The organism is Mariniblastus fucicola (assembly GCF_008087665.1).
Lineage (GTDB): Bacteria > Planctomycetota > Planctomycetia > Pirellulales > Pirellulaceae > Mariniblastus > Mariniblastus fucicola.
Map to the genome: position 1 here is coordinate 3,275,637 of NZ_CP042912.1, position 24,255 is coordinate 3,299,891.

Annotated in this window: 19 protein-coding genes; 16 read left to right on the forward strand and 3 right to left on the reverse strand. The window is 51.9% G+C overall.

What is annotated here, in order from left to right:
• Nucleotides 1–1,274 precede the first annotated feature (1,274 nt).
• The 13 genes from MFFC18_RS12090 to MFFC18_RS12150 all read left to right on the forward strand — a co-directional run bounded on the left by MFFC18_RS12090 (nt 1,275) and on the right by MFFC18_RS12150 (nt 14,688).
• Entirely contained in the window at nt 1,275–1,850 is a 576-nt protein-coding gene (locus tag MFFC18_RS12090; protein ID WP_148618835.1) for a hypothetical protein, read from the forward strand.
• 221 nt (nt 1,851–2,071) lie between these two features.
• Nucleotides 2,072–2,653 carry a hypothetical protein gene (locus tag MFFC18_RS12095; protein WP_148618836.1) on the forward strand — a complete coding sequence of 194 codons (582 nt, stop codon included), beginning with the start codon at nt 2,072–2,074 and terminating at the stop codon, nt 2,651–2,653.
• Nucleotides 2,654–2,825: 172 nt separating this feature from the next.
• The gene (locus tag MFFC18_RS12100) at nt 2,826–3,158 is read left to right on the forward strand and encodes a hypothetical protein (protein ID WP_075082670.1); all 333 of its coding nucleotides are present in this window, start codon (nt 2,826–2,828) and stop codon (nt 3,156–3,158) included.
• Nucleotides 3,159–3,541: 383 nt separating this feature from the next.
• Entirely contained in the window at nt 3,542–4,048 is a 507-nt protein-coding gene (locus MFFC18_RS12105) for a hypothetical protein (RefSeq protein ID WP_148618837.1), read from the forward strand.
• A gap of 1,608 nt (nt 4,049–5,656) precedes the next feature.
• Nucleotides 5,657–6,061, forward strand: coding sequence for a hypothetical protein (locus MFFC18_RS12110; protein WP_148618838.1), 405 nt, complete (start codon nt 5,657–5,659; stop codon nt 6,059–6,061).
• A 392-nt stretch (nt 6,062–6,453) separates the two neighbouring features.
• Complete coding sequence (locus tag MFFC18_RS12115) at nt 6,454–6,792, forward strand: hypothetical protein (RefSeq protein WP_148618839.1); 339 nt, start codon at nt 6,454–6,456, stop codon at nt 6,790–6,792.
• Nucleotides 6,793–6,898: 106 nt separating this feature from the next.
• Nucleotides 6,899–7,309, forward strand: a complete 411-nt coding sequence (locus MFFC18_RS12120; RefSeq protein WP_148618840.1) for a hypothetical protein — start codon at nt 6,899–6,901, stop codon at nt 7,307–7,309.
• A gap of 1,896 nt (nt 7,310–9,205) precedes the next feature.
• Complete coding sequence (locus tag MFFC18_RS12125; protein WP_075082679.1) at nt 9,206–9,529, forward strand: hypothetical protein; 324 nt, start codon at nt 9,206–9,208, stop codon at nt 9,527–9,529.
• A gap of 639 nt (nt 9,530–10,168) precedes the next feature.
• On the forward strand, nt 10,169–10,588 hold the full coding sequence (locus MFFC18_RS12130; protein WP_148618841.1) for a hypothetical protein: 420 nt from the start codon (nt 10,169–10,171) through the stop codon (nt 10,586–10,588).
• Between the two features lie 7 nt (nt 10,589–10,595).
• On the forward strand, nt 10,596–10,982 hold the full coding sequence (locus MFFC18_RS12135) for a hypothetical protein (RefSeq protein ID WP_148618842.1): 387 nt from the start codon (nt 10,596–10,598) through the stop codon (nt 10,980–10,982).
• Nucleotides 10,983–12,331: 1,349 nt separating this feature from the next.
• Nucleotides 12,332–12,787 carry a hypothetical protein gene (locus tag MFFC18_RS12140; RefSeq protein WP_084417114.1) on the forward strand — a complete coding sequence of 152 codons (456 nt, stop codon included), beginning with the start codon at nt 12,332–12,334 and terminating at the stop codon, nt 12,785–12,787.
• A gap of 370 nt (nt 12,788–13,157) precedes the next feature.
• On the forward strand, nt 13,158–13,610 hold the full coding sequence (locus MFFC18_RS12145) for a hypothetical protein (protein ID WP_075084505.1): 453 nt from the start codon (nt 13,158–13,160) through the stop codon (nt 13,608–13,610).
• Between the two features lie 256 nt (nt 13,611–13,866).
• The gene (locus tag MFFC18_RS12150; protein ID WP_075084559.1) at nt 13,867–14,688 is read left to right on the forward strand and encodes a polyphosphate kinase 2 family protein; all 822 of its coding nucleotides are present in this window, start codon (nt 13,867–13,869) and stop codon (nt 14,686–14,688) included.
• Nucleotides 14,689–14,821: 133 nt separating this feature from the next.
• On the opposite strand, the gene MFFC18_RS12155 is transcribed toward MFFC18_RS12150, so the two are convergent.
• Nucleotides 14,822–17,116 carry a serine/threonine protein kinase gene (locus MFFC18_RS12155; protein WP_075084506.1) on the reverse strand — a complete coding sequence of 765 codons (2,295 nt, stop codon included), beginning with the start codon at nt 17,114–17,116 and terminating at the stop codon, nt 14,822–14,824.
• Nucleotides 17,117–17,314: 198 nt separating this feature from the next.
• Between MFFC18_RS12155 and MFFC18_RS12160 the strand changes: the two genes are divergently transcribed.
• Nucleotides 17,315–17,899 carry a hypothetical protein gene (locus MFFC18_RS12160; protein ID WP_075084507.1) on the forward strand — a complete coding sequence of 195 codons (585 nt, stop codon included), beginning with the start codon at nt 17,315–17,317 and terminating at the stop codon, nt 17,897–17,899.
• 118 nt (nt 17,900–18,017) lie between these two features.
• On the opposite strand, the gene MFFC18_RS12165 is transcribed toward MFFC18_RS12160, so the two are convergent.
• Nucleotides 18,018–19,520, reverse strand: a complete 1,503-nt coding sequence (locus MFFC18_RS12165) for a hypothetical protein (protein WP_075084508.1) — start codon at nt 19,518–19,520, stop codon at nt 18,018–18,020.
• A 294-nt stretch (nt 19,521–19,814) separates the two neighbouring features.
• Entirely contained in the window at nt 19,815–21,284 is a 1,470-nt protein-coding gene (locus tag MFFC18_RS12170; protein WP_075084509.1) for a sulfatase family protein, read from the reverse strand.
• Between the two features lie 132 nt (nt 21,285–21,416).
• Here MFFC18_RS12170 and MFFC18_RS12175 point away from each other — a divergent pair, with 132 nt between their 5' ends.
• Nucleotides 21,417–22,481: a M42 family metallopeptidase gene (locus tag MFFC18_RS12175; RefSeq protein WP_075084510.1), complete on the forward strand. Its 1,065-nt coding sequence runs from the start codon at nt 21,417–21,419 to the stop codon at nt 22,479–22,481.
• 45 nt (nt 22,482–22,526) lie between these two features.
• Nucleotides 22,527–24,239, forward strand: a complete 1,713-nt coding sequence (locus tag MFFC18_RS12180; RefSeq protein WP_075084511.1) for a vWA domain-containing protein — start codon at nt 22,527–22,529, stop codon at nt 24,237–24,239.
• The last annotated feature ends 16 nt before the right edge of the window (nt 24,240–24,255 follow it).

Here is a 24,255-nt window from a genome sequence, read left to right on the forward strand (position 1 = left end):
TGCATTCTGCGGGATTGGGCAAATAGAAGTCACGGCGTTCCAACCAACTGAATGATCGTCGCGCCGACGTGCAGATTCCGGGTTTGCATTTGCTTCCATGGCAGGCAATAATGCAAAATAAATCGGCGATGCGTCCTCGATCCAAACCGACATCGTAACGCCAACCGCCGGATAACAAAGCGTTGAACCGAAGCCGCATTTTACGCTCCGCCAACGCCGTTACGCGGATGATGCTCGTGCCTCGCATTCTATCATCCGCTACACTCACTGCTTACCTTTCACATGCGTCTCGGTTAACGCAAACGTTATCCTGCGGAGCTATCGCGCGCCGACATGCTCGTGGCATGCAACGAATTGCGGTCAGTAGCGCAAAGGCATGCGGCCATTGCGACGGACATGCTCGAATGCAGTTGCGGACACAATGGCAGCAAGCAGCTGCAGCACGAATTCGATCGCAGTACTTTGATTGGTCGAATACGGTCGGCATGCCCGAATCATGCGGCAAAACATGCTCGACTTCGATTGGTCGACTCGTTAGAATTGGAACATGGCCCCGGCCCATTGCAGGAAAACAAAGCGTTGAACCGAAGCGGAGAGGCCGTCGTGGTTGGCAAATCGCCGGATGGTCGTGCCTCCCTTTGTATCCGGCTCCATTTTTACTAATTCACATTTTCAGGTCCGCTCGGTTAACGCGGGCGTTATCCTGCGGAAGCTTTATCGAATTGGCTTCGCAGATGGTGGCTTGAGTGTAGACCTTGCACGTTCGAAGTCGCACTCGATCGAAAGCGTTTTGGTAGTTCGTCAAACTCGAACGCGCGCCGACGTGCATTCTGTTTGGCTTGGACAAAACGGATTGGCAACTCAAACCAGTTCAACGATCGTAGCGTCGACATGCGGCAACGCGCTACGACGTGCATTTTGCCGTTTTACCGTCAGAGAAACTGAACGCTCAAAACGATTCAATGATCGTCGCGCCGACGTGCAAATGCTGTGTTTGCATTTCCTTCGATGGCGAGCAATAATGCAAACTCACCGGCAATGCGTCCCCGATCGAAACCGAGCTCGTAACGCTATTCGCCGGATAACAAAGCGTTGAACCGAAGCCGCGTTTTACGCTGAGCCAACATCGTTCCGCGGATGGTTGCTCGTGCCTCGCATTTTACCATCCGCTCCACTCACTGCACACCTTTCTGCCGCGTCTCGGTTAACGCGGACGTTATCCAGCTCGGGTTGTGGCGATGATGAAAACGAAACAGAAATAAGGACTGCCGTAGATGCCCCGCCGTATTTCGATGTCTTGGACATTTACTCTTCGCGCACTCTTTGCAATGGTAGCTTTTGCAGCCGGGTTGAGCTTCTATTTTACGTACGAACGTACTGCGGTATTGAGATTGGCCGATCGAAGCCCGCCAGAGGATGTGGATGTCCTAATAAACGGTGTGCTGAAGAAAGGTGTTTACAGCTCCCTTTCTGCTGAAGAGCGGGCCAAGAAGCTAAAGGGGCGCGCGATACTTCGTTCCGTGGTTGGGAAGATCGCTGACCACGACCGCCCTCGACCACTTCGTGGCGCCGATCCAGATTACGAATGGTTGGATCAAAATCTGATGATTGCCGCCGATTCGGAAACCAACGAATTAGAGCTTTCGATTTCTACGCGGCACGCTACAACTTTGCAGTTGAAACAACTCTTAAATGAATTTTCAAATGTTCGCGTTGACTCCTATTTCGTCCAACCTGATTCGCGGGTTGACCGTGTGTCAAAACTGTTTTCGGCTTTAGGCGGCAAGATTGAATCCGTGCTGCCGAAATTGAAAGAAGATGGAACTCGCCACGAAACGTTTGAGAAATAGCGAAACAAATCACGACATGGCCAGATCAAACCGATAGAATTGACAGGCGAATCATCCGGCTGCTGGATAACAATGCGTTGAACCGAAGCGGAGTTGGCTGCGTGGTTGGCTTGTCGCCGGATGGTCGCAGGCTCCCATTGTATCCGGCTCCAGTTTTCACTAATTCACATTTCTCAGTCCGCTCGGTTAACGCGGGCGTTATCCAGACCCACACCGACTGAATGAACCCTAGACTAAAGCAATTCGAAAAGTTGTATTGTGCCGAGATTCCTCGGGCTCTCGCCAAGGTATCACGTGATCGCACTTTATATGCTGCTATTTGCCCGCATTTTGGCTGGGGGTTTGAGTTAGAAGACAGAATCGACTGGGCGATGAGCTTGTGGACTCTTGACGCAGATGATATCAAACGAATTCGAACTCAAGAATCAGATTGTTCGGCACAATTTAGGCGGCTATTTTCATGGGCAGATCACGTTGATCGTTCACCCGTCAGTATTGATTCAGCAGAACTGCTGTCACTGGTGACTGAATGGTATCAGATACAGGATGACGCCGAAGGCGAACAGGAGTATATCGATGGCATGGGTCGTGTCATTGCGTCGGTCTGTCGAAAACTAAATTCAAGAGGCTGGAATGACAGTCGCTTGAACAAAGGGTTTGTTGTCTATACCGAATGTTGCGATGACGAGCTTGCGAACTATGGACTTGATGAATGCGTCGATCCGAAATGGCGATCGATAATGGAGACGAAATATCGCATCAAATTGAGGGCGTTAACCACTAGGCCCGAAAGGTCTGGATAACAAAACGTTGAACCGAAGCGTCCATATCGCTAGGGTTGGCCAAGTCGTCGGGTGGTCGTACCTCCCATTATACCCGACGACCGTTTTCACGAATTCAAACCTATTCGACGCCTCGGTTAACGTGGGCGTTATCCAGACTGGGTGCACGATGCCGACATACTCGTGACATGCAATGAATCCATCGCGAATTCTATCTCTTCTTGCTTTTATTTTCCTGCTTGGCTATACAGCCATTCTGTACGTTTCCAACTCGGGTGGCGTCAAGCTGCTCAATGCAATTCGTGACATCAAGCCCGGATTTGACCGTACCCAAGTTGAAGAAGTAATGGGCGAACAACCGAACGTGTTCGACGCAGTGTCACCACCAGCCTGGAACGAGAAACTCGCGGGTGTGCGGGAATCGGGTCAATACTGGCACTATTTCATGGGATTCCCTCCTCGCAACCTTGTGATATATGTGAACACTGATGGCAAAGTCGTTTTTGCAACTTGGGACCCAACCTAAGGGCAGCCTGCCCGTGGAACACTCGACCTCGTTCGGCCGAGTCGCTAGGATATGGAAAATAAATCAATCGGCTGTCTGGATAACAAAGCGTTGAACCGAAGCGTCCTACGTTCCCCGGTTGGCTTGTCGCCGGATGGTCGCAAGCTCCCATTTTATCCGACTCCAGTTTCACTAATTCGAATTTCCAGGTCCGCTCGGTTAACGCGGACGTTATCACGCCTAATCTTTGAAGGATCGACATGGGAACTCTTTGCAAAATTGGACGTCGCGAACACATGGTCGCGCTGCAGAAAAATGGCGACGTTTTCATGAACACCTTGAACGTGTTCTGGGGAATCGAAGACGGCGGCCTTCGAGGCGACAACCTTGATGGCGTTGACCATATGGCGAACGGCATGCATGCCGAATTGCGTACGCCGTCAGGCGAAATCATTCCCGCCAATGTCACCTCGTGGGCTCTGCAGACACGAACAGCGGAACCAGAGAAAAACAACCTGTTCTGCATGTACGCGATTCATCGCGACCCAGAATCTGATCCAATTGATCTACGCGTGACTGAATTTGGCGACGCCGCATTGATCATGACTAATCCTGATGAATTCATCAATCGCCTAGCCGACGCGGCTCGGAAAACAAACAGATCAATTAAGGCAGACTTAGTAACATATGTTCCAGCCAATTACATTGGTGATGTTGGGCTGTTTGCAAAAACCGAACCATTTCGCTACCAATCGGAATGGCGATTCGCCATGGAGGATGGCCCCGGCAATCCAATGACACTTAACATCGGGGACATTTCAGATATTTCAACCTTGATCAATTCAGATGAACTTGAAGAATTCGTCAATGAATACCGCAGTGGAAAACTAGACGCTAACCCAACGGCGTGATAACAATACGTTGCACACGGAGCCGCGGGCCGCGCGGCTTTTTCTGCTTGCAAGTCTTTCGCCGCGGCCCGGTGAACGTTGCCGTTATCCTGCGGAGCTATCGCGCGCCGACATGCTGGTGGCATGCAACGAATTGCGGTCAGCAGCGCAAAGGCATGCGGCCATTGCAACGTACATGCTCGAAGGCGGTTGCGGACACAATGGCAGCAAGCACCTGCAGTACGAATCCGATCGCAGCACTTTGGTTTGGCCAAGTTCGCTCCGACACGCGGTCGACATGCTCGAATCATGCGGCAGAACATGCTCGACTTCGATTGGCCGACTCGTTAGAATTGGAGCACGGCCCCGGCCCGTTGCAGGATAACAAAACGTTGAACCGAAGCGGAGATGGCTTCGTGGTTGGCACGTCGCCGGATGGTCGCAGGCTCCCATTGTATCCGACTCCATTTTCACTAATTTACGTTTTCAGGTCCGCTCGGTTAACGCGGACGTTGTCCAGACTAAACGCCAGAGCGCAATGAAGTACTCGATGATCTCGATTCTAGTTCTGGTTAGTGCGATTGGGATCCAACTTCATTCTCGGTTTGCTCTCAACCTTGGATTGTCTATCGCAATGATAGCGCTTGTGATTTCATTGCCGGCGACCTACTCGCTGCGCGACGAAATTTGCACAAAGCAACGAACATCCCGTAATGTTTGTGCACTGATAGCCACATGCGCTTCACTCAACATTGCGCTCTTGGCGGGGATCTTCATTTGCCTTGATTTGCCGTCCAACCTAAAACAGTAATTCACCCAACGCGCGGCGGCAAACTCGACGAGTCAGGTCCAAACTGCTAGAATTTGAACAGAGAGTCAATCGGCCGTCTGGATAACAATGCGTTGAACCGAAGCGGCGTATATTCCTCGGCTTTCCGGTCGTCGGATGGTCGTGACCTCCCATTGTATCCGACGACAGTTTCCGGCAAACTAACACCTTTAGGTCCGCTCGGTTAACGCGGGCGTTATCCCGCTAGAGTTCGGGCGCGCCGACACGATCGGAAACACTAGGAGATGAATCGATTCAGCCTCAAAGCATTGCTTCTTACTGTTACCGCCTCAGTTTTCGCCACCGTGGTGGTTGTGCACATTGCGTCGCTAATGCAACCAACTCCATCTATTCGGATCCAGGCAGGCGTCGACACGGATGACGCGGCTCGAATGATCGAAATTGCAAAATCGGCGATACAACAACGAGAATCGTGGAACGTCGACGACTCTGTAATCTTGGTGGCGCGAATCGATGGCAATTGGCAACTTAATGTCAGTCCGCGCCCACTCACGCCAGGTCTCGGATTGGCATTAACGATCGATGACAATGGGAAGTTGATCGAGTATCTTCAAGCTCCGTGACAACCGGACATACTCGACTTCGCTGATTCAAGCCGATAGAATTGTGAAGGGAATCACCCGGTTGCTGGATAACAATACGTTGAACCGAAGCGGAGAGGTCTTCGTGGTTGGCTAGTCGCCGGATGGTCGTACCTCCCATTGTATCCGGCTCCATTTTCACTAATTTACATTTTTAGGTCCGCTCGGTTAACGCGGACGTTATCCCGCTAATCACTCATGCCTGTTAATCTACCCAGTCAAACAGAATTTGAACGCAGTAGGTTTACAAAACTCTGGTCGTGCAAAGTGCAGATTCGCGGTCAAACAGTGCCGCTTGGCGGCATTTCCGATGTCGAGGACGAACGTGAAGACTTACTCTTCATTTTGCGGCTTGCTGAGAGAAGGCTGAAAAGCATAGCGAGAAAAGCAGCAAAAGATGTTGCGCGATATCAATATCAAGCGGATCATCTCGCGCCGCACAAATTGGCAAATGAAATGGAATTGGCTTCACTTGGCTACCATCATCATCTGGGGGAACTTACGTTGTATTTCTACGTGCCCGAACGGATATTTGGCGGGCACGACGTTGAGATTGATCTTGGTGCAGATCAGTCGCTAGGACCCGCTGGCCTGACCGGCTAGCGTTTGACATGCTCGACTTCGCAGGTTCAAACCGGTAGAATTCGAAAATGCAAATCATCCAAACGCGGGATAACAAAGCGTTGAACCGAAGCCGCGTTTTCCGCTGTGCGAACATCGTTCCGCGGATGATGCTCGTGCCTCGCATTGTATCATCCGCTCCACTCACTACATACCTTTCTCCCGCGTCTCGGTTAACGCGGGCGTTATCACGCTAATGGAACGCGATGGGATGGTTCTCAAAATCACTTTGGTTGGTCGCTGACGATCCCGATGGTTCGTGGTGGTGTGATTGCCGAACTGGCGTTGTTGATGCTACTTGGCACAACAAAGAGACATTCCCGACCGATGGCACTGGCTGGCTTTGGTCGTGCGCCAAATGCTCGCGCGCCTTCATGTTCGCCAAATGCACCTACATTCGCGGCACTCTCGAACAACTCGCACGCAAACAGACACCGCGGAAACAAAAACACATTTCCCAATCCGGTGAAATGGTCGAGAATACGCTACTGGCAACGCCGGACGACTGGCTAAAACTGGTTCAACCCATTGCGGACACGATTCGTGACGGTGAACGATACGTCTTTTTCGATGGACGCGTCTTCCCTGCCAATCATGGCCCGATAAAATTTGATGGACTTTACCGATCACATGATCTACCTGACTTGCCTCATTTGTCTGAATCGCTGATGGAAGAAACGCTGGCGAATCCAGACTATTGGGACGTCTCGTAATCGCGTGATAACAATGTGATGCACCGAAGTCGCCGACGGCGCGTGTTTTGAAGCAATGATCACTCCGGCGACTCGGTGATCACCGGCGTTATCCAGACTGACTTCTATGCGATATAGCGTCAGAACATTCTTGCTATTTGTGACAGTCGTTGCAGTTTTATTTGGGATTCTGGCTCGTCGTGCAACGGTTCAGCAGCATGCTGTGAAACGTATTAGCGACTTTGGCGGCGCCGTGGGCTTCGGCAATGGATATACGGCTCGACTCAGTGAAGTCGACAATACTCTCTCAAAAAACTTGATGCATTGCGTGACATCTACGATGATCTCAAGAACCGACTACCACTCACTGTCTGCAGACTTGAAGTCTCTATCGCATTTAGAGAAAATCACCATCCACGGAGAAGGAACTGTTCAAGCGGCCGAAATTCAAATTGACTTTCCTGCGCAGGAAATACTGGATGTCAACGAAATATTGCTTGAATTGATCAAAGAAGATGGGCCGCTCAGACTTGAATAGCGGACCAAACTTCGATAGTTTCACTTGGCTAGCATTGGGATGCAATTCACCCCGCTGTCTGGATAACAAGGCGTTGAACCGAAGCGGAGAGGCCTTCGCGGTCGTTTTGTCGCCGGATGGTCGCAGGCTCCCATTATACCCGACTCCAGTTTCACTAATTTACATTTCTTGGTCCGCTCGGTTAACGCGGACGTTATACCGCTGAGTCGTCCATGCAATTGACAAGCAGGTATCTGATCGCATTCACCACCTTGATAGCGATCTGCCTCGCAATTGCCCTTGTTCCACATGTCGGTGATCAACTGTGGCCTTTCCGATTTGCTTCTCTTATCATCGGAATTTCGTGTGTCGTGCATTTGGTCACTTCGGCTTTCCATATCAGGTCGTGGACACGATGGCTATTTGCTGCTTTGGCACCGACTTTGTGTCTGTGTGGCTGGTATGTTTTCTCTGTGCAATTCTTGAACGAACACCCCGGCTCAATCGGCGTTGAGGGATATTTGACTGGCGGGCTATTTTGGTTTCCAATTGGGTACTTGGTCGTCGAGGTGATAATGCGGACGGTTTGTGGTGCCGGCCAACCGGATCGGAAACGACAAAACGCGGTATAACAAAGCGTTGAACCGAAGCGGGGATGGCTTCGTGGCTGGTTTGTCGCCGGATGGTCGCAGGCTCCCATTGTATCCGGCTCCAGTTTCACTAATTTACATTTTCAGGTCCGCTCGGTTAACGCGGATGCTATCCAGCGTGGGCATCGCGAGCTGCGTGAGGGAAATCAAGTCCGAACATTTTCGGGCATTTGAAAGTTTCAACTTCTGAACATCCGTTCCGCAACAGAACGTCGCAAACGAACATTACACCAATCACGATTGAAGCTGAATTGCGGTCGTTGTGCCGCCGTACAGTTGCTTCACTCAACTCCCTTGGTCATCATGCAGTCGCTCCGTCGCACGGAATCCTTGCTCGTGACCTCGCTTCGGTATCCGTACTCCTCCGCCCGCGCGGACATCCAGTGCGACCGCTCCCGCGTAGGTTTGCCTTCCCATCGTCTTTAATGCTAGAATATAGACCCGAACGTGGCACGCTGGATAACAAGGCGTTGAACCGAAGCGTCCATTTCGCTAGGGTTGGCTTAGTCGTCGGATGGTCGTGACCTCCCATTATATCCGACGACCGTTTTCACAACTTCATCACTTTTCGACGCCTCGGTTAACGCAGGCGTTATCCTGCGGAAGCTTTAGCGAATTGGCTTCGTAGATGGTGGCTTGAGTGTAGACCTTGCACGCTCGAAGTCGCACTCGATCGAAAGTGTTTTGGTAGTTCGTCAAACTCGAACGCGCGCCGACGTGCATTCTGTTTGGCTTGGACAAAACGGATTGACAACTCAAACCAGTTCAACGATCGTTGCGTCGACATGCGGAAACGCGCTACGACGTGCATTTTGTCGTTTCACCGCCTGAGAAACTGAACGCTCAAAACGAATCAATGATCGTCGCGCCGACGTGCAGATGCTGTGTTTGCATTTCCTTCGATGGCGAGCAACAATGCAAACTCACCGGCAACGCGTCCTCGATCGAAACCGAGCTCGGAACGCTATTCGCCGGATAACAAAGCGTTGAACCGAAGCCGCGTTTTCCGCTGTGCCAACATCGTTCCGCGGATGATGCTCGTGCCTCGCATTGTATCATCCGCTACACTCACTACATACCTTTTCGCCGCGTCTCGGTTAACGCGGACGTTATCCAGACCGAGGTCACAGTGAAAAATGTTAGCCTCAAATGGTTGTTTGGTTTGACGGTGAATCTCGCGCTAATCGCATGCTTGGCTACGTCGCCAACTGCGGGAAACTTCGTCTATACTTGGCTGCTCTTTAGTTTCTATTGGAGTTGCATCGGTTTGGCCAAGGATCAACGACCGGTGGTTTGTGCTGCTTGCGCAGGCGCGATTTGGCCTGCGATAGCGATTTTGCTTAATGCCGCCACGATCGTATTCATGAACGAAACCGTTCAAGGTCAACTGTATGATGAAGATGGCCCAATCGGTTTTGCGTTAAAAACAACCGTATTGATATCGATTTTTTCTTTGTCAGGGTTTCTGCTGGGCCTGTTGCCGGGCGCTGCCGTGCTCGCTGCCAACGCCTCAAAACTTCACATGTGTAAGATTTGGCAAACGAAGGCTGCGGCAGACAGTTCGACAAACCACGTTAAACTTGTAGAATAGCGAAATGCAAATCACCCCGCTGTCTGGATAACAATGCGTTGAACCGAAGCGGAGAGGTCTTCGTGGTTGGCTTGTCGCCGGATGGTCGCAGGCTCCCATTGTATCCGACTCCAGTTTCACTAATTCACATTACTTGGTCCGCTCGGTTAACGCGGACGTTATCCTGCGGAGGCTATCTTGCTCGACCAGCGCGGACCATGCTCGGCCATCGCGGGTCATGCTCGTCCAGCGCGATGCCATGCTGACGGACCGCCGCATTGATCGCGAAACGGCTCGTTGTCGACGGCAGCAGGGCGGCGAATCAGCACGCATTGGCCACGCCAACGCCGAAATCAATCCTGATTTGTTGGTTTCGCTCACTCTGCAATGCTCGTGTGATGTGGGCGTCATGCTTGGATCATGCAGACATCATGCTCGACTTCGCTGGGTCAGGTCGCTAGAATTAAGGAACGCCGGGGACGGCAATCGCGGATAACAAAGCGTTGAACCGAAGCGGCCTGATCGCTAGGGTTGGCTAGTCGTCGGATGGTCGTACCTCCCATTGTATCCGGCGACAACTTTTCACTAACTGATCACTTTTCGACGCCTCGGTTAACGCGAGCGTTATCCAGCTTAAGGCGAACGCTTCTGAGCCTCTTTATGAAACGAATTCAAGACATTGGATCAATTGCCGTCGTCACGTTGATCGCTCATTTTATCGGCAGCGCGGTACTTGCCGGCGTTACTGGCGGTCCACTGACGATACTTGCTGCCCCGTTGCTTGCATTTTTTGGATGGTTTCTTCTGCTTCCGGAATTTGCAATTGTTGCGATCCAATGGCAGGTTGTGAAGCGAAACCGATTTTCAATTATCCAAGCCTGGCTTTTTACCGTTTTACTGACTTCCGTCGTGTTTTCCTTTGTGGCACCAAAAGAACAGGGAAGCTTCTCTCTATGGTTCATTGGCTATGCACTTGGCTCCACAATTGCATTCTCTGCGTCGTTTGCCATAATCTGGCTAAGCAGGGCTGAAACTGAGCGGATGCGAAAGGGTGGGACCTGCAGCGAAAGCGCAGGATAACAATGCGTTGAACCGAAGCGGAGAGGCCGTCCCAGTTGGCTTGTCGCCGGATGGTCGCAGGCTCCCATTGTATCCGACGACTGATTTCACAACTTCAACACTTTCCGACGCCTTGGTTAACGCGGGCGTTATCCAGCTCAATAGCACTTTGAAAAGCCTGCCCTCCAAACTTGAAGCGATTGCTTGGGACGCCTATCACGATCTCATCAGTGACGCGGAGCGCAAATTCGGGATTCGCGAGGCGTGCTATTCTGTAAACACGATCATGCAAGATCCGAGTGGTCCTGATATGGTCATCGACGGAAAATCAATCACCTTGGTTGTCGGACCGAATGCAACGCAATACCCTCCTACACTGATCTCAAACATCGCGCATGAAACGATACACACTTAATCCCAGAGCAGGGAACGCAAACCGACTTGAAGAAGGCGTTGCGGTCCACTTCGAGCTCGATGTAATTAAATGTCGCTAAGGCGACTCCGAACGCGAAAACTTCTGGAACTGCTTACCATCGTCATATAGAGACGCCCTTTCAGATTTTGAAACGCTTTTGCAGTTCGAGAACAACCCTGCGTCGTCAATACGCTCGAATTTCGGCTCCTTCTCAGCAGCAACTGCTCAACAACTGAAAAAACTCTTTCCTGAAATCACGGACCATCTGGCAGCACGCTTGACAGATCGCGAAAGAATGCGGCCAGACGCAGGATAACAATGCGTTGAACCGAAGCGGCGTATATTCTTCGGCCATTCCATCGTCGGATGGTCGTGACCTCCCATTGTATCCGACTCCGATTTCACTAATTTACATTTCTCGGTCCGCTCGGTTAACGCGGGCGTTATCCAGACTAAGCACATGCTCAGTTACCAAAGACGAGACATGCCAAACGTTCGGCGTCGCAACTTAGTCAGTGTGGCGTCCGTGATCGTGATATTGATCATCACAGCGTGTACTTGGCATCTCTTCGAATCCATAGCGATCCCGCTTGCGATATTCGCGTTGCTTGGATGTATTGTCATCCCGACACTGCGGTCGTTTCAAGTCACAAGTTGCGATAACTGCGGTTCAAAACTCGAAGTCAACGAGTTTCAGCCATGAGAGCCAATTGTGTTCGTATGCGAAAAATGTCGAATCATCTGGGATACAGGATGGCGACATCCGGCAAACGACGATCCGCTGTGATCGGATATTGGAATGCTCGACTTCCGCCGCACAATTCGTTACGATGCAAAGGAGATCAATCGACTGTCTGGATAACAAAGCGTTGAACCGAAGCGGAGATAACTTCGCGGCTGGCACGCCGCGTGACGGTCACAGGCCACCAGTTTATCCGACGCGATATCACGATTTCAAATCCTCGACAACATGGAGATCGCGGACCCAAGACGCGTAAAAACAAATGGGAACACATGGGCACTCGCGGCCATTCTCAAAGTTGCGAAAACTTGGGAGCCAAGTTGTTTGACGAACAGAAAGGTGAATTCGTCCGATCAATTCAAGATGCTACAATGGGCGAATACCGTTGCTGGCGAGATTGCATTGAACACCTTGAATAGCAATGTCCTGCACTCAAATCAGGACACTCGTGACTTGGAAATTGACAATCTCTCGTCCCGACTCAATCAACGCGGCCGGTATCCATCTTTGATACAAGAGACAAGCGTTTCATTCCATTCATGGTTGTTGAAGCCATAAACTCACTCGGAGGATTAATACATGCGATTCGCAGCCCCCCATCCTCATATTGGCTTTCTGCGTTGGTGCTTCAACGATTGTTGCCCAAAAAGACGAACCGGTGGCTTTGATAGGCACCATCGTCAAATGGCAATATTCCGGCTCCAAACTCAGCGTTTCAAATATGACAGATGCCGCTACTACTGACGCCAGTGGAATGCGCACCGCACCATCGGTTGTGCTATCATCCACAATGATAACGGAAGACTCTGTCGACGATGTTGTTCAGTTTTACCGAACATTGCTCAAGCGTGATCCTAAAGCTGAAGACAAACTGGGCACTGCCCCCGAAGTAGGCAGGTCTGTCACAATCAACGACGAATCTGACGGACGCCCATTTCCTTTTCATACCATCTTCGTGAACACCCCCGAATCATCGACGATGCTGATCGTCACGTGCGGCGCGGACGAAAAAGAGACTCGAATTACGTGGAAGCAATACTTGCGATTCAAGATCGGCGAATAGCAATTCGTTTAACCGACGAAGAGAGACCTTGCTGGCTGGTTATTGCCGAGCGGTATTCCGGGAACGACTTTGAGCGTTTCGGTCCAGAAGCAACATGTCAGGGTCGAGGCTTTTGATGCCTCCGAATCAGTGGTACTATCGCAGAGGCCGGAGAGAATGACGAATCCGGCTTTGGTTTCACTCTAAAGTTTCCGCCGATAACCCTCGCCCATTCATAATTTGGCTTGAACCGGTCAACGAGTAAGCCCAGCAACTGACTGATGCAGACGAAACACACCGGTCGACGACCAATCGTACCAACTCATCCCCATTTGACGCCTCGGTTTACGCGGGCGTAGTCCAGACAACGCAGGCACCCAACTGTACTTAAATGAAATCATTTTTTGAAACACTCTTTCGTGTTGGAGGCCTGTGCCTTCTAGTTTCTATTCCGGTTTTTGGTTTTGCTTGCCTGAGTGCTTCGTATGAAGTTCAGGTCTGGGCGAATGACATCACCTTCGCGTCAACCTGGAAAGCACTGCGTGGTATCTACGGCGGTCTTGTGTTCAGCTTTCCGGTCGGATGTTTCGCCATTGCATTCTGGGTGAATCGTAAACTACCAAAAAGCAGTTCGCGGCATTCAAACTTGAACGCCTTCGGCGTCGTTGTTGCCTACACCATTTTCTTAACCATTCCGTTCGCATATCTGGCCGTTTTCCATCAGCCTCACGACGGTTTTTTACTGACCGCCGGAGCTATCGTCGGTTATGCCTTGGGGATGGGACTCCAGTTCCTTCGCAGACAGATTTCGGTCAGGAATAACCACGAATCTAACTTCGACTAAGACCTTGCTGACCGGGAGTATCGCTCAATGGCGCCCAACTGCCGTGCAGTTTCGGTGTGGACAAACGACGGGTCGATGACTTCTCAACTGATTCGAAGTCGGACCGCGGAGGCAATGGTCTGTTGCGTTTTCCGACAGCGATCTGGCAACGAATAGGAGGAAACCAGTCGCTCGACTGCGTTCCAGTTGACTCGGCAGAAAGAAGCCGCCACTATTGATGTTTCTGTTCGGACACCTTCACTATTGCGAGCCCACCATGTCACGATTCGACATTGCCCTACCGCACACTTTCAAACATGGCGAATCGATAAAGCTAAAGGATTTCTCCAGCGGACCGCCGGAAGACATTGGTTTCGGCAAGAAGGCCGCCCACAAGCGAATTGGGCTCAACGCGGTCGAGATGGCGGAGATGGCAAAGCGACTGTACGCCGAAAATCGGCGCAGCATTTTGCTAGTGCTGCAGGGAATGGATACTGCAGGAAAAGACGGCACGATTCGTTGGGTGATGCGAGGCATGAACCCGACAAGCTGCCAAGTGACCTCTTTCAAACGTCCATCCGAAATCGAATTGGACCACGACTTTCTCTGGCGTTGCCACAAGGCTGTGCCACGAAAAGGCAACATTGGAATTTTCAACCGTTCGCACTACGAAGATGTTTTGGTGGTCCGCGTTCATTCGTTGGTGCCAGAAAGCGTTTGGAGCGAACGATATGAGCAGATCAATGACTTTGAGAAATTGCTTTCGTCGACAGGCACGACGATTGTGAAGTGCTTCCTGCACATCTCAAAAGAGACGCAACGAGAGCGATTGCAGGAGAGGATTGATGTCACTGAGAAGCACTGGAAGTTCAACCCGGGCGATTTGAAAGAGCGAAAGCTGTGGTCCGAGTACCAGCAGGCTTATGAGGCTGCGTTGTCGAAGTGCAACTCTGAGCATTCCCCGTGGTACATCATTCCGTCTGACAAAAAGTGGTACCGAAATTTGGTAATCAGTCAGTTGTTGAAACGGGTGCTGGAAGATCTTGATCCGCAATTTCCGGAAGCTGAAGAAGATTTTCGCGGCCTCGTTGTGGAATAGCAACTGGCAACTTCGCTCTCCAATCGACACCTTGAACTTACGGAGCGTATTGAACGTTGGCCTCAGGTCGCGAACAGACCGTTTCATTTAACGCCGCAGCGAATGCCGCCGTCAGCGATGCGTTCGACAGCCATTAGTTGGTCTTGGCTTTATCCTCGGACCCACGCGTGGTGGCTCCTTGCTCACTGCCCGTAGTCGACGGAGTCGAATTGCTGCTTCCGAAAGTGCTCAAACTGCCGTCACCTGGAATCCCAACAAGGCGTCGACGCGATTCTCGGAACATTCGATTCACCAGCAACCACATCGCAATCGCCACCGACAGCAAGATCAGAAAGGCCATGATTGCGAGCCTGCCAAGCCGTTCACTGAGCTTGCGAGACGGCCTCATCACCGACTCGTAATCTTCCAGCGCAACGACAAAGATTCCATCTCGGCCAGTCACGCCAACGTCATTCGGTGATCCAAGCTGAACTTTGCTGACATCAGAACTGGCCACAATGAACTCACGATCGTAGTCGTTTTTCTGCCCCGATTCTGTCTCGCTAAATGGATCACTGCTCGTGTACGAATCGACCAATTGCTGCAAATCAACCTGAACATCAGTCAACTCGTCCGGCAAACGTTGTCCCGCACTTTGACGTCTGGCGTTTACAAACAGCGGGTGCTCAAGAATGATTCCGACCGGTTTTCCTTCCGCGTTTTCCCGATTGTCGACCAACATGACATAATGGTAGAACGAGTCATCGAAGTCGACCAGTTTTCCAAGGTTCACCGTCACGGCAACGATGCCAACGATTTCGTTCTGGTCATCGCGTATCGGAGCAGAGAAAGCAACTTTTCTGAGATTGGAAGCCTGACTCAAAAAGCTCGCCGACAGGTGTGGCTTCTGAATAATTGGACGCTTCTCAGGGTCAGGCTCGACAAGATAGGGTCGAACCGCCGATTTTTCATCGTCCTTCAAATCGCAAGGCAGACCCGTAAAGTATGTGCGGAAGGAAAAGTTCTTGCCTACCGTCCGGCCTTTCCCGCCTTCGAAGGCACCCGCAACCTGGTTTCCAATACGATCGGTCACGAACCAACTCGCCGCTTCCGGAAATTCGCCGTGCGGATCATCAAGCAACTCCTGTAAGAACGGTTGCAACTTCTGACGGGCAGGGTGATCCACGAGAGCTTGCTGCAACGGTGCTGACGATTCGAGCCTGTTCTTGTTGGGGTCGCTCAGCTGACGACGGATCGCAGCGAGTTCCTCGTCCTGAAGCATCGAATCAAATGCTTCCAGAAAAGCTTCATCTTTCGAGATCTGCCTCACCACTCGAAAATATTCATCCAACTGTTCGGCCGCACTTCGGGCTGCAAGTTGAGCTGCAAACTGATTGCTGTCTCTGGCTTTCGCGATAATCGCACTGTCAGCATCTTTTGTCGCCTGATGAACAGCCCACCAACCAAACAGACTCATTAGAACCAGCAACAGCACCGGACCAAGAATCCCCAACAGCATCAACGGCCGCTGTTGATGTTTGACGTCCCGCTGTTGCAACGCGACCAGCACACTCTGCGCGCTTGCAAACCGATCTGATGGACGAGCCGCGACGCATCGATCGATGATATCGGCCAACGTTCGGTCTACTCCGGGAATACTGCGATGTTCGCGCGGCCGTTTGGAGCCAAGTAAAGTCTGACGGTAGATCTTCAATCGATCGCGAAGCGTTTCGGCGGCTTCAACTTTCTGTTTCAGGTCATCCGAGTAGTACGGCGGCTTTCCGGTGAGCATCGTAAAGAGCAACGCTCCCAGTCCGTAAACGTCCCACTTGGCATCCGGTGCCGAACGAAGGTCAGCTTGCTCGGGAGCCATGTAAAACAACGTTCCAAGAGCCGATGAACTGTCTGTTTTAAGTCGAGATTGGCCAAAATCGGCAAGCCGCGGCTTACCGTCGGTGTCCAGCAAAACGTTTCCCGGTTTCAGGTCGCAGTGCAAAACGCCTTTGCCATGCAAGTGCATCAGCCCGGTCGCAACTTCGCGAAACACTTCGACAGCGCGGTCGACGGGCATCGCGTTGCCAGTTTTGATTCGGTCTTCGAGTGAGCCCGATTCGATGAAGTCCATGACATAGAACGGCGGCGAAGCGTCCCAACCCACGTCGAGCAATTGGACGACGTGTCGATCCGCTGCCAGAACGACGAGCTTTTCTACTTCTTGAGCCAGCTGTGCGACATCGACGCTGGACCGCTGGGCGTAGAATTTGACGGCGACCCGTTTGCCTGTCTTCTGATCAATCGCGGACCAAACTTCTCCGTAGGATCCGCGACCGATGAAGTTTTGAATGGAGTAGCCTTCAATTTTCGCCGGTGGGCGCGTCGGCTCAACGCTCAGCTTCCGGGCTTTACGAAGTTCATCGTCGGATTGATGTTCGGTGAAATCCGAAGACATGGCTGCTATCAGAGATGGAGTTCAGATCACGTCATGATAGCCGAATCGTATTCGATCAACTATCGGACGACGCAGTGAATGTCGGCAATTTCACGGCTAGCATTCGTAAATTTTGGTCTGGACGCAATGCACTTGCTTTGAAAAACTCCCGCCGCCTGGATTTAGGCCCAAGGCCAATACTTTAAACGCGAGATACCCATGCAAACGATCCTTAAAATGGCGATTCTGTTGGCCCTGTTTTTTGCCGCCGCACCGCGAGCAGAGGCTCAGATTCCTTCGATACAGGATTTGACTCGAAATGTTAACGAAGCCGCCGGGCAGGTCTCGGACAAAACGGATTCAATTCTCGGGTTTAAAAAACTGGAAATGCCGAAGCCACTTGCCGGCCTTCTGGACGTGCGTTTTAAAAAGCCAACACTTCCGAATTTTGGCTTTCTGGACAAACTGAAAAATATCGGAACGCCGCAATTTGGAACCAATGGAGCAGAGACGCCGGGACCGATCATGGCCGGATTGGGCAAGCTGTTTCCGCCTCGCGACAAGACTCAGCCAAGCTTTCTGGATCGTATGCTCGGCCGAACAGAAAGCGGGTCTCAAAGCAATTCACTGTTCAACTCGAACGACATGGCGGAGTTGAATCAAGTCACTGATGGGCTTCAAGATCACATCGGAAGAATGTCGAGTTCGACCACGTCTGATTTGTTCGGCGGTCAAAACGAAAGTCCGCAACCGCCGCTGAGTGCTGCACGTCAGTTCACTGGCCAAACGCAATCTCGCTACTAAGCTGCGTCGGAAAACGGGAAGAGCTGTACTGCCAATCAACAAAGCGTTCGGCAGCGCAGTAGCGTTCGGCAGTGTTAAAGCGATCGGCAATGCCGAATCATTCGGCAGCCCAAACGCGCTACTGCGACAGCGTGGGGGTCCCTGATTCAAGTGCTCTCGCTGCTCGAGCTCGTCTCGCGTCGGCGCTGATTGTTGCGACACGATTGGTGATTTGCTCAATGGCGAGGTTGGCGGCCACGACGGTACCTTCCTTGTCGACGAGAATCACATACGGAAAGAAATCCGCAGGGAACGCCTCGAAGTACTTCAATGCCGTCTCTCGAGCTGCAACGGAAATTTCTTTGGGGACATGCTTGAGCGACTCAAGGTCTTTTTCTCCCAACTCCTTCTCGAACGCGAGCACCGGACGATACTTGAGTTGCTTGCTGCCGGATTGCTTTCGCAGCGCAACCAAAGCGCTCATCGAATTTTTACTTTTGTCGCAAAACAGGATTGCCGTAAAGTCTTCGGACTGGGGATTGTCATCTACCCCGTTGGTGAGCATCGGACCGGAAACATCAAACTTGGTACCGATTGACATTGCGCGGATTTTCTGGCGTTCCAGAGCTTTCTGGATCGCCTCTTTGCGTTTGGCAGACAACTGCTCCGATAAATCCCAAACTTTACGCCAGGCTGCGCCGGCCTGTTCAATCCTGTCGGTCGCAAGATAACTTTCGTAGCTGCGAATCAGGAGAATCCAGGTCATCAGATCGGAATCTGGAGACTCAGCCAGTCGGTCGAGAGCTCCTTCGATGTCTCGCGCACCCGTCGGGTCACTCCACGTAAGCCGGTACTGCAGCGACGGCAGATCGAATTCGCCAAAGACCGCCAGCTCTTCCAGTTTTTCGCTCATGTTCTGGATCTCAGGGAGACTGCTCTCCGCCATCTCAGCGGCCAAAACGCGATATCCCTGTTTGGCAAGCGGCAGTGTCGCCGGATTGCCCTGACTCAGGTTAAGGACCAAACGCGAGATCGTTGTGGCGTGCTCGGGCGAATCCAAAAACCCGTCAGGATATTTCTGAATCACGTCTGAGAAGGTTTTAAAAGTTTCCTCTGTAGGATTCTCACGAAACTGAATGGTCGGAATTACGCAACGCCAAAAACGGGCGAGCTCTCTAAGCTTCGCATCCTCCGAGTCCACTCTCGCTTTGCAGTATTCGTACAAGTCATCCTGCTCGGCCTCGCACGTCACCTTGTTCTTGACCATCACCATCACGATGACGCTTTTATTTCGCAGACGAAGCTGCTCAACTTTCAGCTGCTGATCTTTCGTGAGCTCGTTATTTTCCTCGATCTTGGAAAGCTCATCTTCCAAGCCGCTCATTTGCTCGATGACGACGAGGAAGTTCTGGTTCCTGAAGATTTGTTTGTTGAGCATTTCTTCAAGCTGCTGATCGATCGTCAACTCTTGCTGCATCAACTTGGATGCACTCGGAGAATAGTCTGCGACCTGATTCTCTTTTCCGGAGAACGCAACGCTGAAGATGAAGTACCCGATTATCGCCAGAAACAACAGCGACAGCACAATTTTGACAGGGGATAGCCCGACGCTTTTTGAGAAGTTTTCGATCTTCCGTTTCATCCGCCGCTTGCTCCTCGATGATGAAGAGCTGCTTCTGGATGAGCCCTTGTTGGGCGAAGAGTTTTTGGAGTTCGACATGGTTGAAAACTGGATGGGACTCAAGTTCAGATATCAAATTTATCGTGCGGTGAAGAAGCCTCTCTCACACCCAGTTCAGCAACTGCTCAAATTTCGCCAAAATCTGTCACGCAGCCAGTTACCTGGTTTGCCTAACCGACAGTGCCGTGGCCAATTGCTGTCACGATGGATCCGGACCCCGGTTTGGACCCGCCGATCAGTCGATTCAGCCGCGTCCTATTCCACTTTACCTGCCGGGCGAACGCCTTCGCCTTTAAGTCCAAGATGCTTGTCGCCAAGTTCTGCACGACAAACGTCAGCGGCCTTTTTTAAACGGGCGACAATGTCCGGATGGGCTTCGATCAGATTGACTGTTTCACCAATATCATTATCCAGATCGTACAACGCGGGCTCGCACTTAATATAGTCATAATTCACAGGAAGCCCGTTTTCGCCGCCCTTTCGGCCACCCAGCGTGCGGTACTGGTGCGCAAAATGCAACTTCCAACGCTGATCCCGAACGGCATGCAGTTGACCGCCGCCGTAGTAGTGAAAGAAATATTTCCGATCGATTTTCGCTTTCGGATCCTTGAGGACGCTCAGAATGTCGACGCCATCGATCGGATGATCTGGCAACGTGGCGCCAATCCGATTGGCGATCGTTGGAAAAATATCGATCGACGAAACTAGCTGATCACAGGTCGACCCTGGAGGAATCACGCCCGGCCATTGCATGATCGTGGGCACGCGGCAGCCTCCTTCAAACATCGTGCCTTTCCCCTCGCGAAGCGGATGGGCCAACCCGGCGTGGTCTCCATAGTTTAACCATGGGCCATTGTCGCTGGTGAATACGACGAGCGTGTTGTCGGCGACGCCATTTTTCTTCAACGCTTCTGTGATCTGTCCCACCGACCAATCAATTTCCATCACGACGTCACCATAAAGACCACGTTCGCTCTTGCCTTTGAACTTGTCCGATACATAGAGCGGAACGTGAACCATCGAATGCGGAATGTACAGCAAGAAGGGCTTGTCACTATTTCGTTCGATGAAGTCAACCGCACGTTCGGTGTACTGAGTTGTCAACCTGGCTTGATCTTCAGCTTTCACGTCAGCGTTGACGACCGTGTTGTTTTCGTAGAGCGGCAGGCTCGGAAAGTCAAACGAGTGAATCTTGCTTTTTGGATCCGCTGATTTTGGTTGATACGGCCACATGTCGTTCGAGTAAGGCAAACCAAAGTATTCGTCGAAGCCTTGAGCGTTTGGCATCAGAGGCGGGTGGTGGCCCAGATGCCATTTGCCGAAACAGGCCGTTGCATAATTCTTTTGTTTACAAAGTTCCGCCAAAGTCATTTCGTCCGGATGCAAGCCGGCTTTTCGCGCGGGCATATAGGCGCCGTGGACGCTGACGCGTGTGTGATAGCAGCCTGTCAGCAACGCGGCACGCGAAGCCGAACAGACAGCTGACGAAACCTGGAAGTCCGTGAACTTCATGCCGTTGGCAGCCATCTGATCAAGGTGTGGCGTTTCGATCCCTTCGGCACCAAACGGACCGATGTCGTTGTAGCCCATGTCATCGACAAAGATGACGACGAAGTTCGGCAACTCAGGCAGCTTCGTTTCGCCACGGCACTGTTCGGCTTTGAAAAAGAAGATTGCCCCGGCGAGCACGAGACTGGCGACGGTAAAACCTTGTAGACGATTCATGTGAATGACTGGAAATGGTTTGGAGGTGGTTAGCGAGTCGAAGCGTAAATTATAGTTGGTTTTTGAATCCGGTGGCGACGGAGCCCGATGATCGCTAGATTGTTCTGAACGAACTTTTTCCAAGGGACGACTGTGAACGAACAATCATTTGAATTTTTTGAGACACTGCTGAACACTCCCGGGGTTTCGGGCTACGAAGAGCCTGTTCAGTCAGCGGTTCGTGAGTACGCCGGTGGCTTCGCGGATTCGATCGAGACCGATCTTCACGGCAATTTGATTCTTTGCAAGAACCCGGACGCCGATGTTCGGCTGATGCTGGCCGGTCACTGCGACCAAATCGGTTTGATTGTTTCGTACATTGACGAATTCGGTTTCATCTACACGCAAACCGTCGGTGGCTGGGATCCGCAGCAGCTGATCGGGCAGCGGATGACGATCTGGACGAAGAACGGCCCTGTCGAAGGTGTGATTGCGCGCAAAGCAATCCACTTGCTGGATGACGCGGAGCGAAAAAAGGTCGTGAAGACGAAAGAGCTGTGGATCGACATCGGCGCAACAGATCGCGAACAGGCTGAATCAATCGTCGACATTGGAGACAGCGTCACGCTCGAATTGGGGATGACGCGACTGCAAAACAATTTGGTGACCTCTCCGGCGACCGACAATCGCACGGGAGTTTGGGTAGCGGTTGAGGCCATGCGAATCGCGGCAGAAGCGGGTGTCAAAATTGGCGTCTATGCCGTCAGCACCGTGCAGGAAGAAATCGGTTTGCGAGGTGCCCGCACCGCAGCCTTCAGCATTGACCCGCATGTTGGAGTCGCGATCGACGTGACTCATGCAACGGACTGTCCAAAAGTCGACAAAAATCAACTGGGCGACATTAAACTGGGCGGCGGTCCGGTCGTTGTCCGCGGCCCGAACGTGAACCAGAAAGTCAACGCGCGGCTGCACGAACTTGCTGCCGCAAAAGACGAACTATCGGTTCAGGCCAGTGCACTTGGCCGGGCGGCTCCAAACGACTCCAACGCGATTCAGGTTAATCGTGGCGGTGTTGCAACGGGTCTGATAGGGATCCCCAACCGGTACATGCACAGCGCCGTGGAGGTGATTTCGCTTGACGACATCGCCAACGCTGCAATCCTTCTGGCTGACTTTGCGTGCTCGATCAAGTCAGCGGATGAGTTTGTTCCGGGTTAACGCAATCGCTCGAACTCCAGTCGCACCTTCGCCGGAAATGCTTTTATGAAACCGTCAGACAAACCAAAGCGACGTGGCGGGATCCTTCACACGTACACGAAGTACGATCCCGTCAACATTCCCGGTCCGCGTGCTCCGGAGTCGGACGTTGTGACTCCGATGATGAACCAGATGCTGTCGTGGGGTTCGCAGCGACCGTTGACGGAAGAAGAGATGGCTCGGGCGATCAAGATCGATCCATCGCAGCTTTCACAGTTTGGCCCCAGCCTTGATTTCATGAAGGCGACGCTGGAGGATCAAAAAAGGAAACTGCTGGAACGCTACGAAACAGATTCGGTTCGCAAGAAAGCCAGTAAAGCGTTTCGCAAAACGGCCAAGTCTGGTCCGCAGTTGAAGGACTCGCTCAAGTCCGCTTATGACGAAGCCGTGACGCGTCAGCAGTTGCATGAATTGGAAAACCTCTGGTATCGAGTCAACAACGACGCCGATGAAACGGCTCAGCATCTGATGTCGGTGATCGCGCGACTTCAGGACAAATATCAGGTCGACGAGTTGCACGCAAATTATGACTTCACAGGTCGCGAGTCGCTGACAATTCCGGAGGCGATCGAGCTCAAGCAGATGCTGGACAAGATCGAGGAGTTGCTCGATCAAATCGAGGACGCCAAGCAGAACGGTCAGATCGCGATTCTGGACGTCGAGGAGATGGGTCAGTTCCTCGATGAAGACCAGCAGCATTCGTTGCAGGAGATGCAGCGGCAGATTCAGGACTACATCGATCGCGTCGCGGAAGAGCAGGGCTTTCAGAAAAACGGCGGCAAGTATGAATTGACTCCCAAGGCCTATCGCACGTTTCAGAACAAACTGCTCTCGCGGATCTTCAGTCACCTCAAGGAATCGAACAGCGGCCGACATTTTGATGCGGCCGTTAACGGCGAAGGGGCTGTCGAGATGCAATCGACCAAGCCTTACGAGTTCGGTGATTCGATTGCGAACATGGATGTGCCGCAAACGTTTATCAATGCGATGATTCGCGACTCAACCCAGCGACCGATTAGGCTCAAGGCGGACGACATCGAGATCCACCGGACTCGGAACAATCCGAAAGCCGCAACGGTGATCATTATGGACATGAGCGGATCGATGCGCTACGACAGCCAATACGTGAATGTGAAACGAATGGCATTGGCGATGGATGGGCTGATTCGCAGCGAGTACCCTGGCGACTATTTGAATTTCATCGAGATGTACACGTTTGGTAAGGTTCGCACGCAGCGTGAAATCATCGACCTGATGCCAAAACCTGTCACGATTCATCATCCAGTCGTGCAACTGAAGGTCGACATGAGTCGCGATGACGTGAGCGAACACATGATCCATCCGCACTTTACGAATATCCAGCATTCGCTGCGACTCGCGCGGCAGTTGCTGGCCAACGTGAACACGCCGAACAAGCAGGTGATGCTGATCACGGATGGTTTGCCGACAGCTCACTTCGAAGATTCCGAATTGTTCATGCTGTATCCGCCGCACCAGAAAACGGAAGAAGCTACGATGCGGGAAGGGATGATGTGTGCCAACGAAGGCATCACGATCAACACATTCCTTGTGCCGAGTTGGTCGCAATCGGAAGAAGATATCCGGTTCGCGTACCGCTTGAGTGAATCGACGACTGGCCGAGTGTTCTTCACGTCCGGCGGTGATTTGGATCGCTTCGTGGTGTGGGATTACATCAACAAAAAGCGTGAAATTCTGTAGCAAACAATTGCTGCCA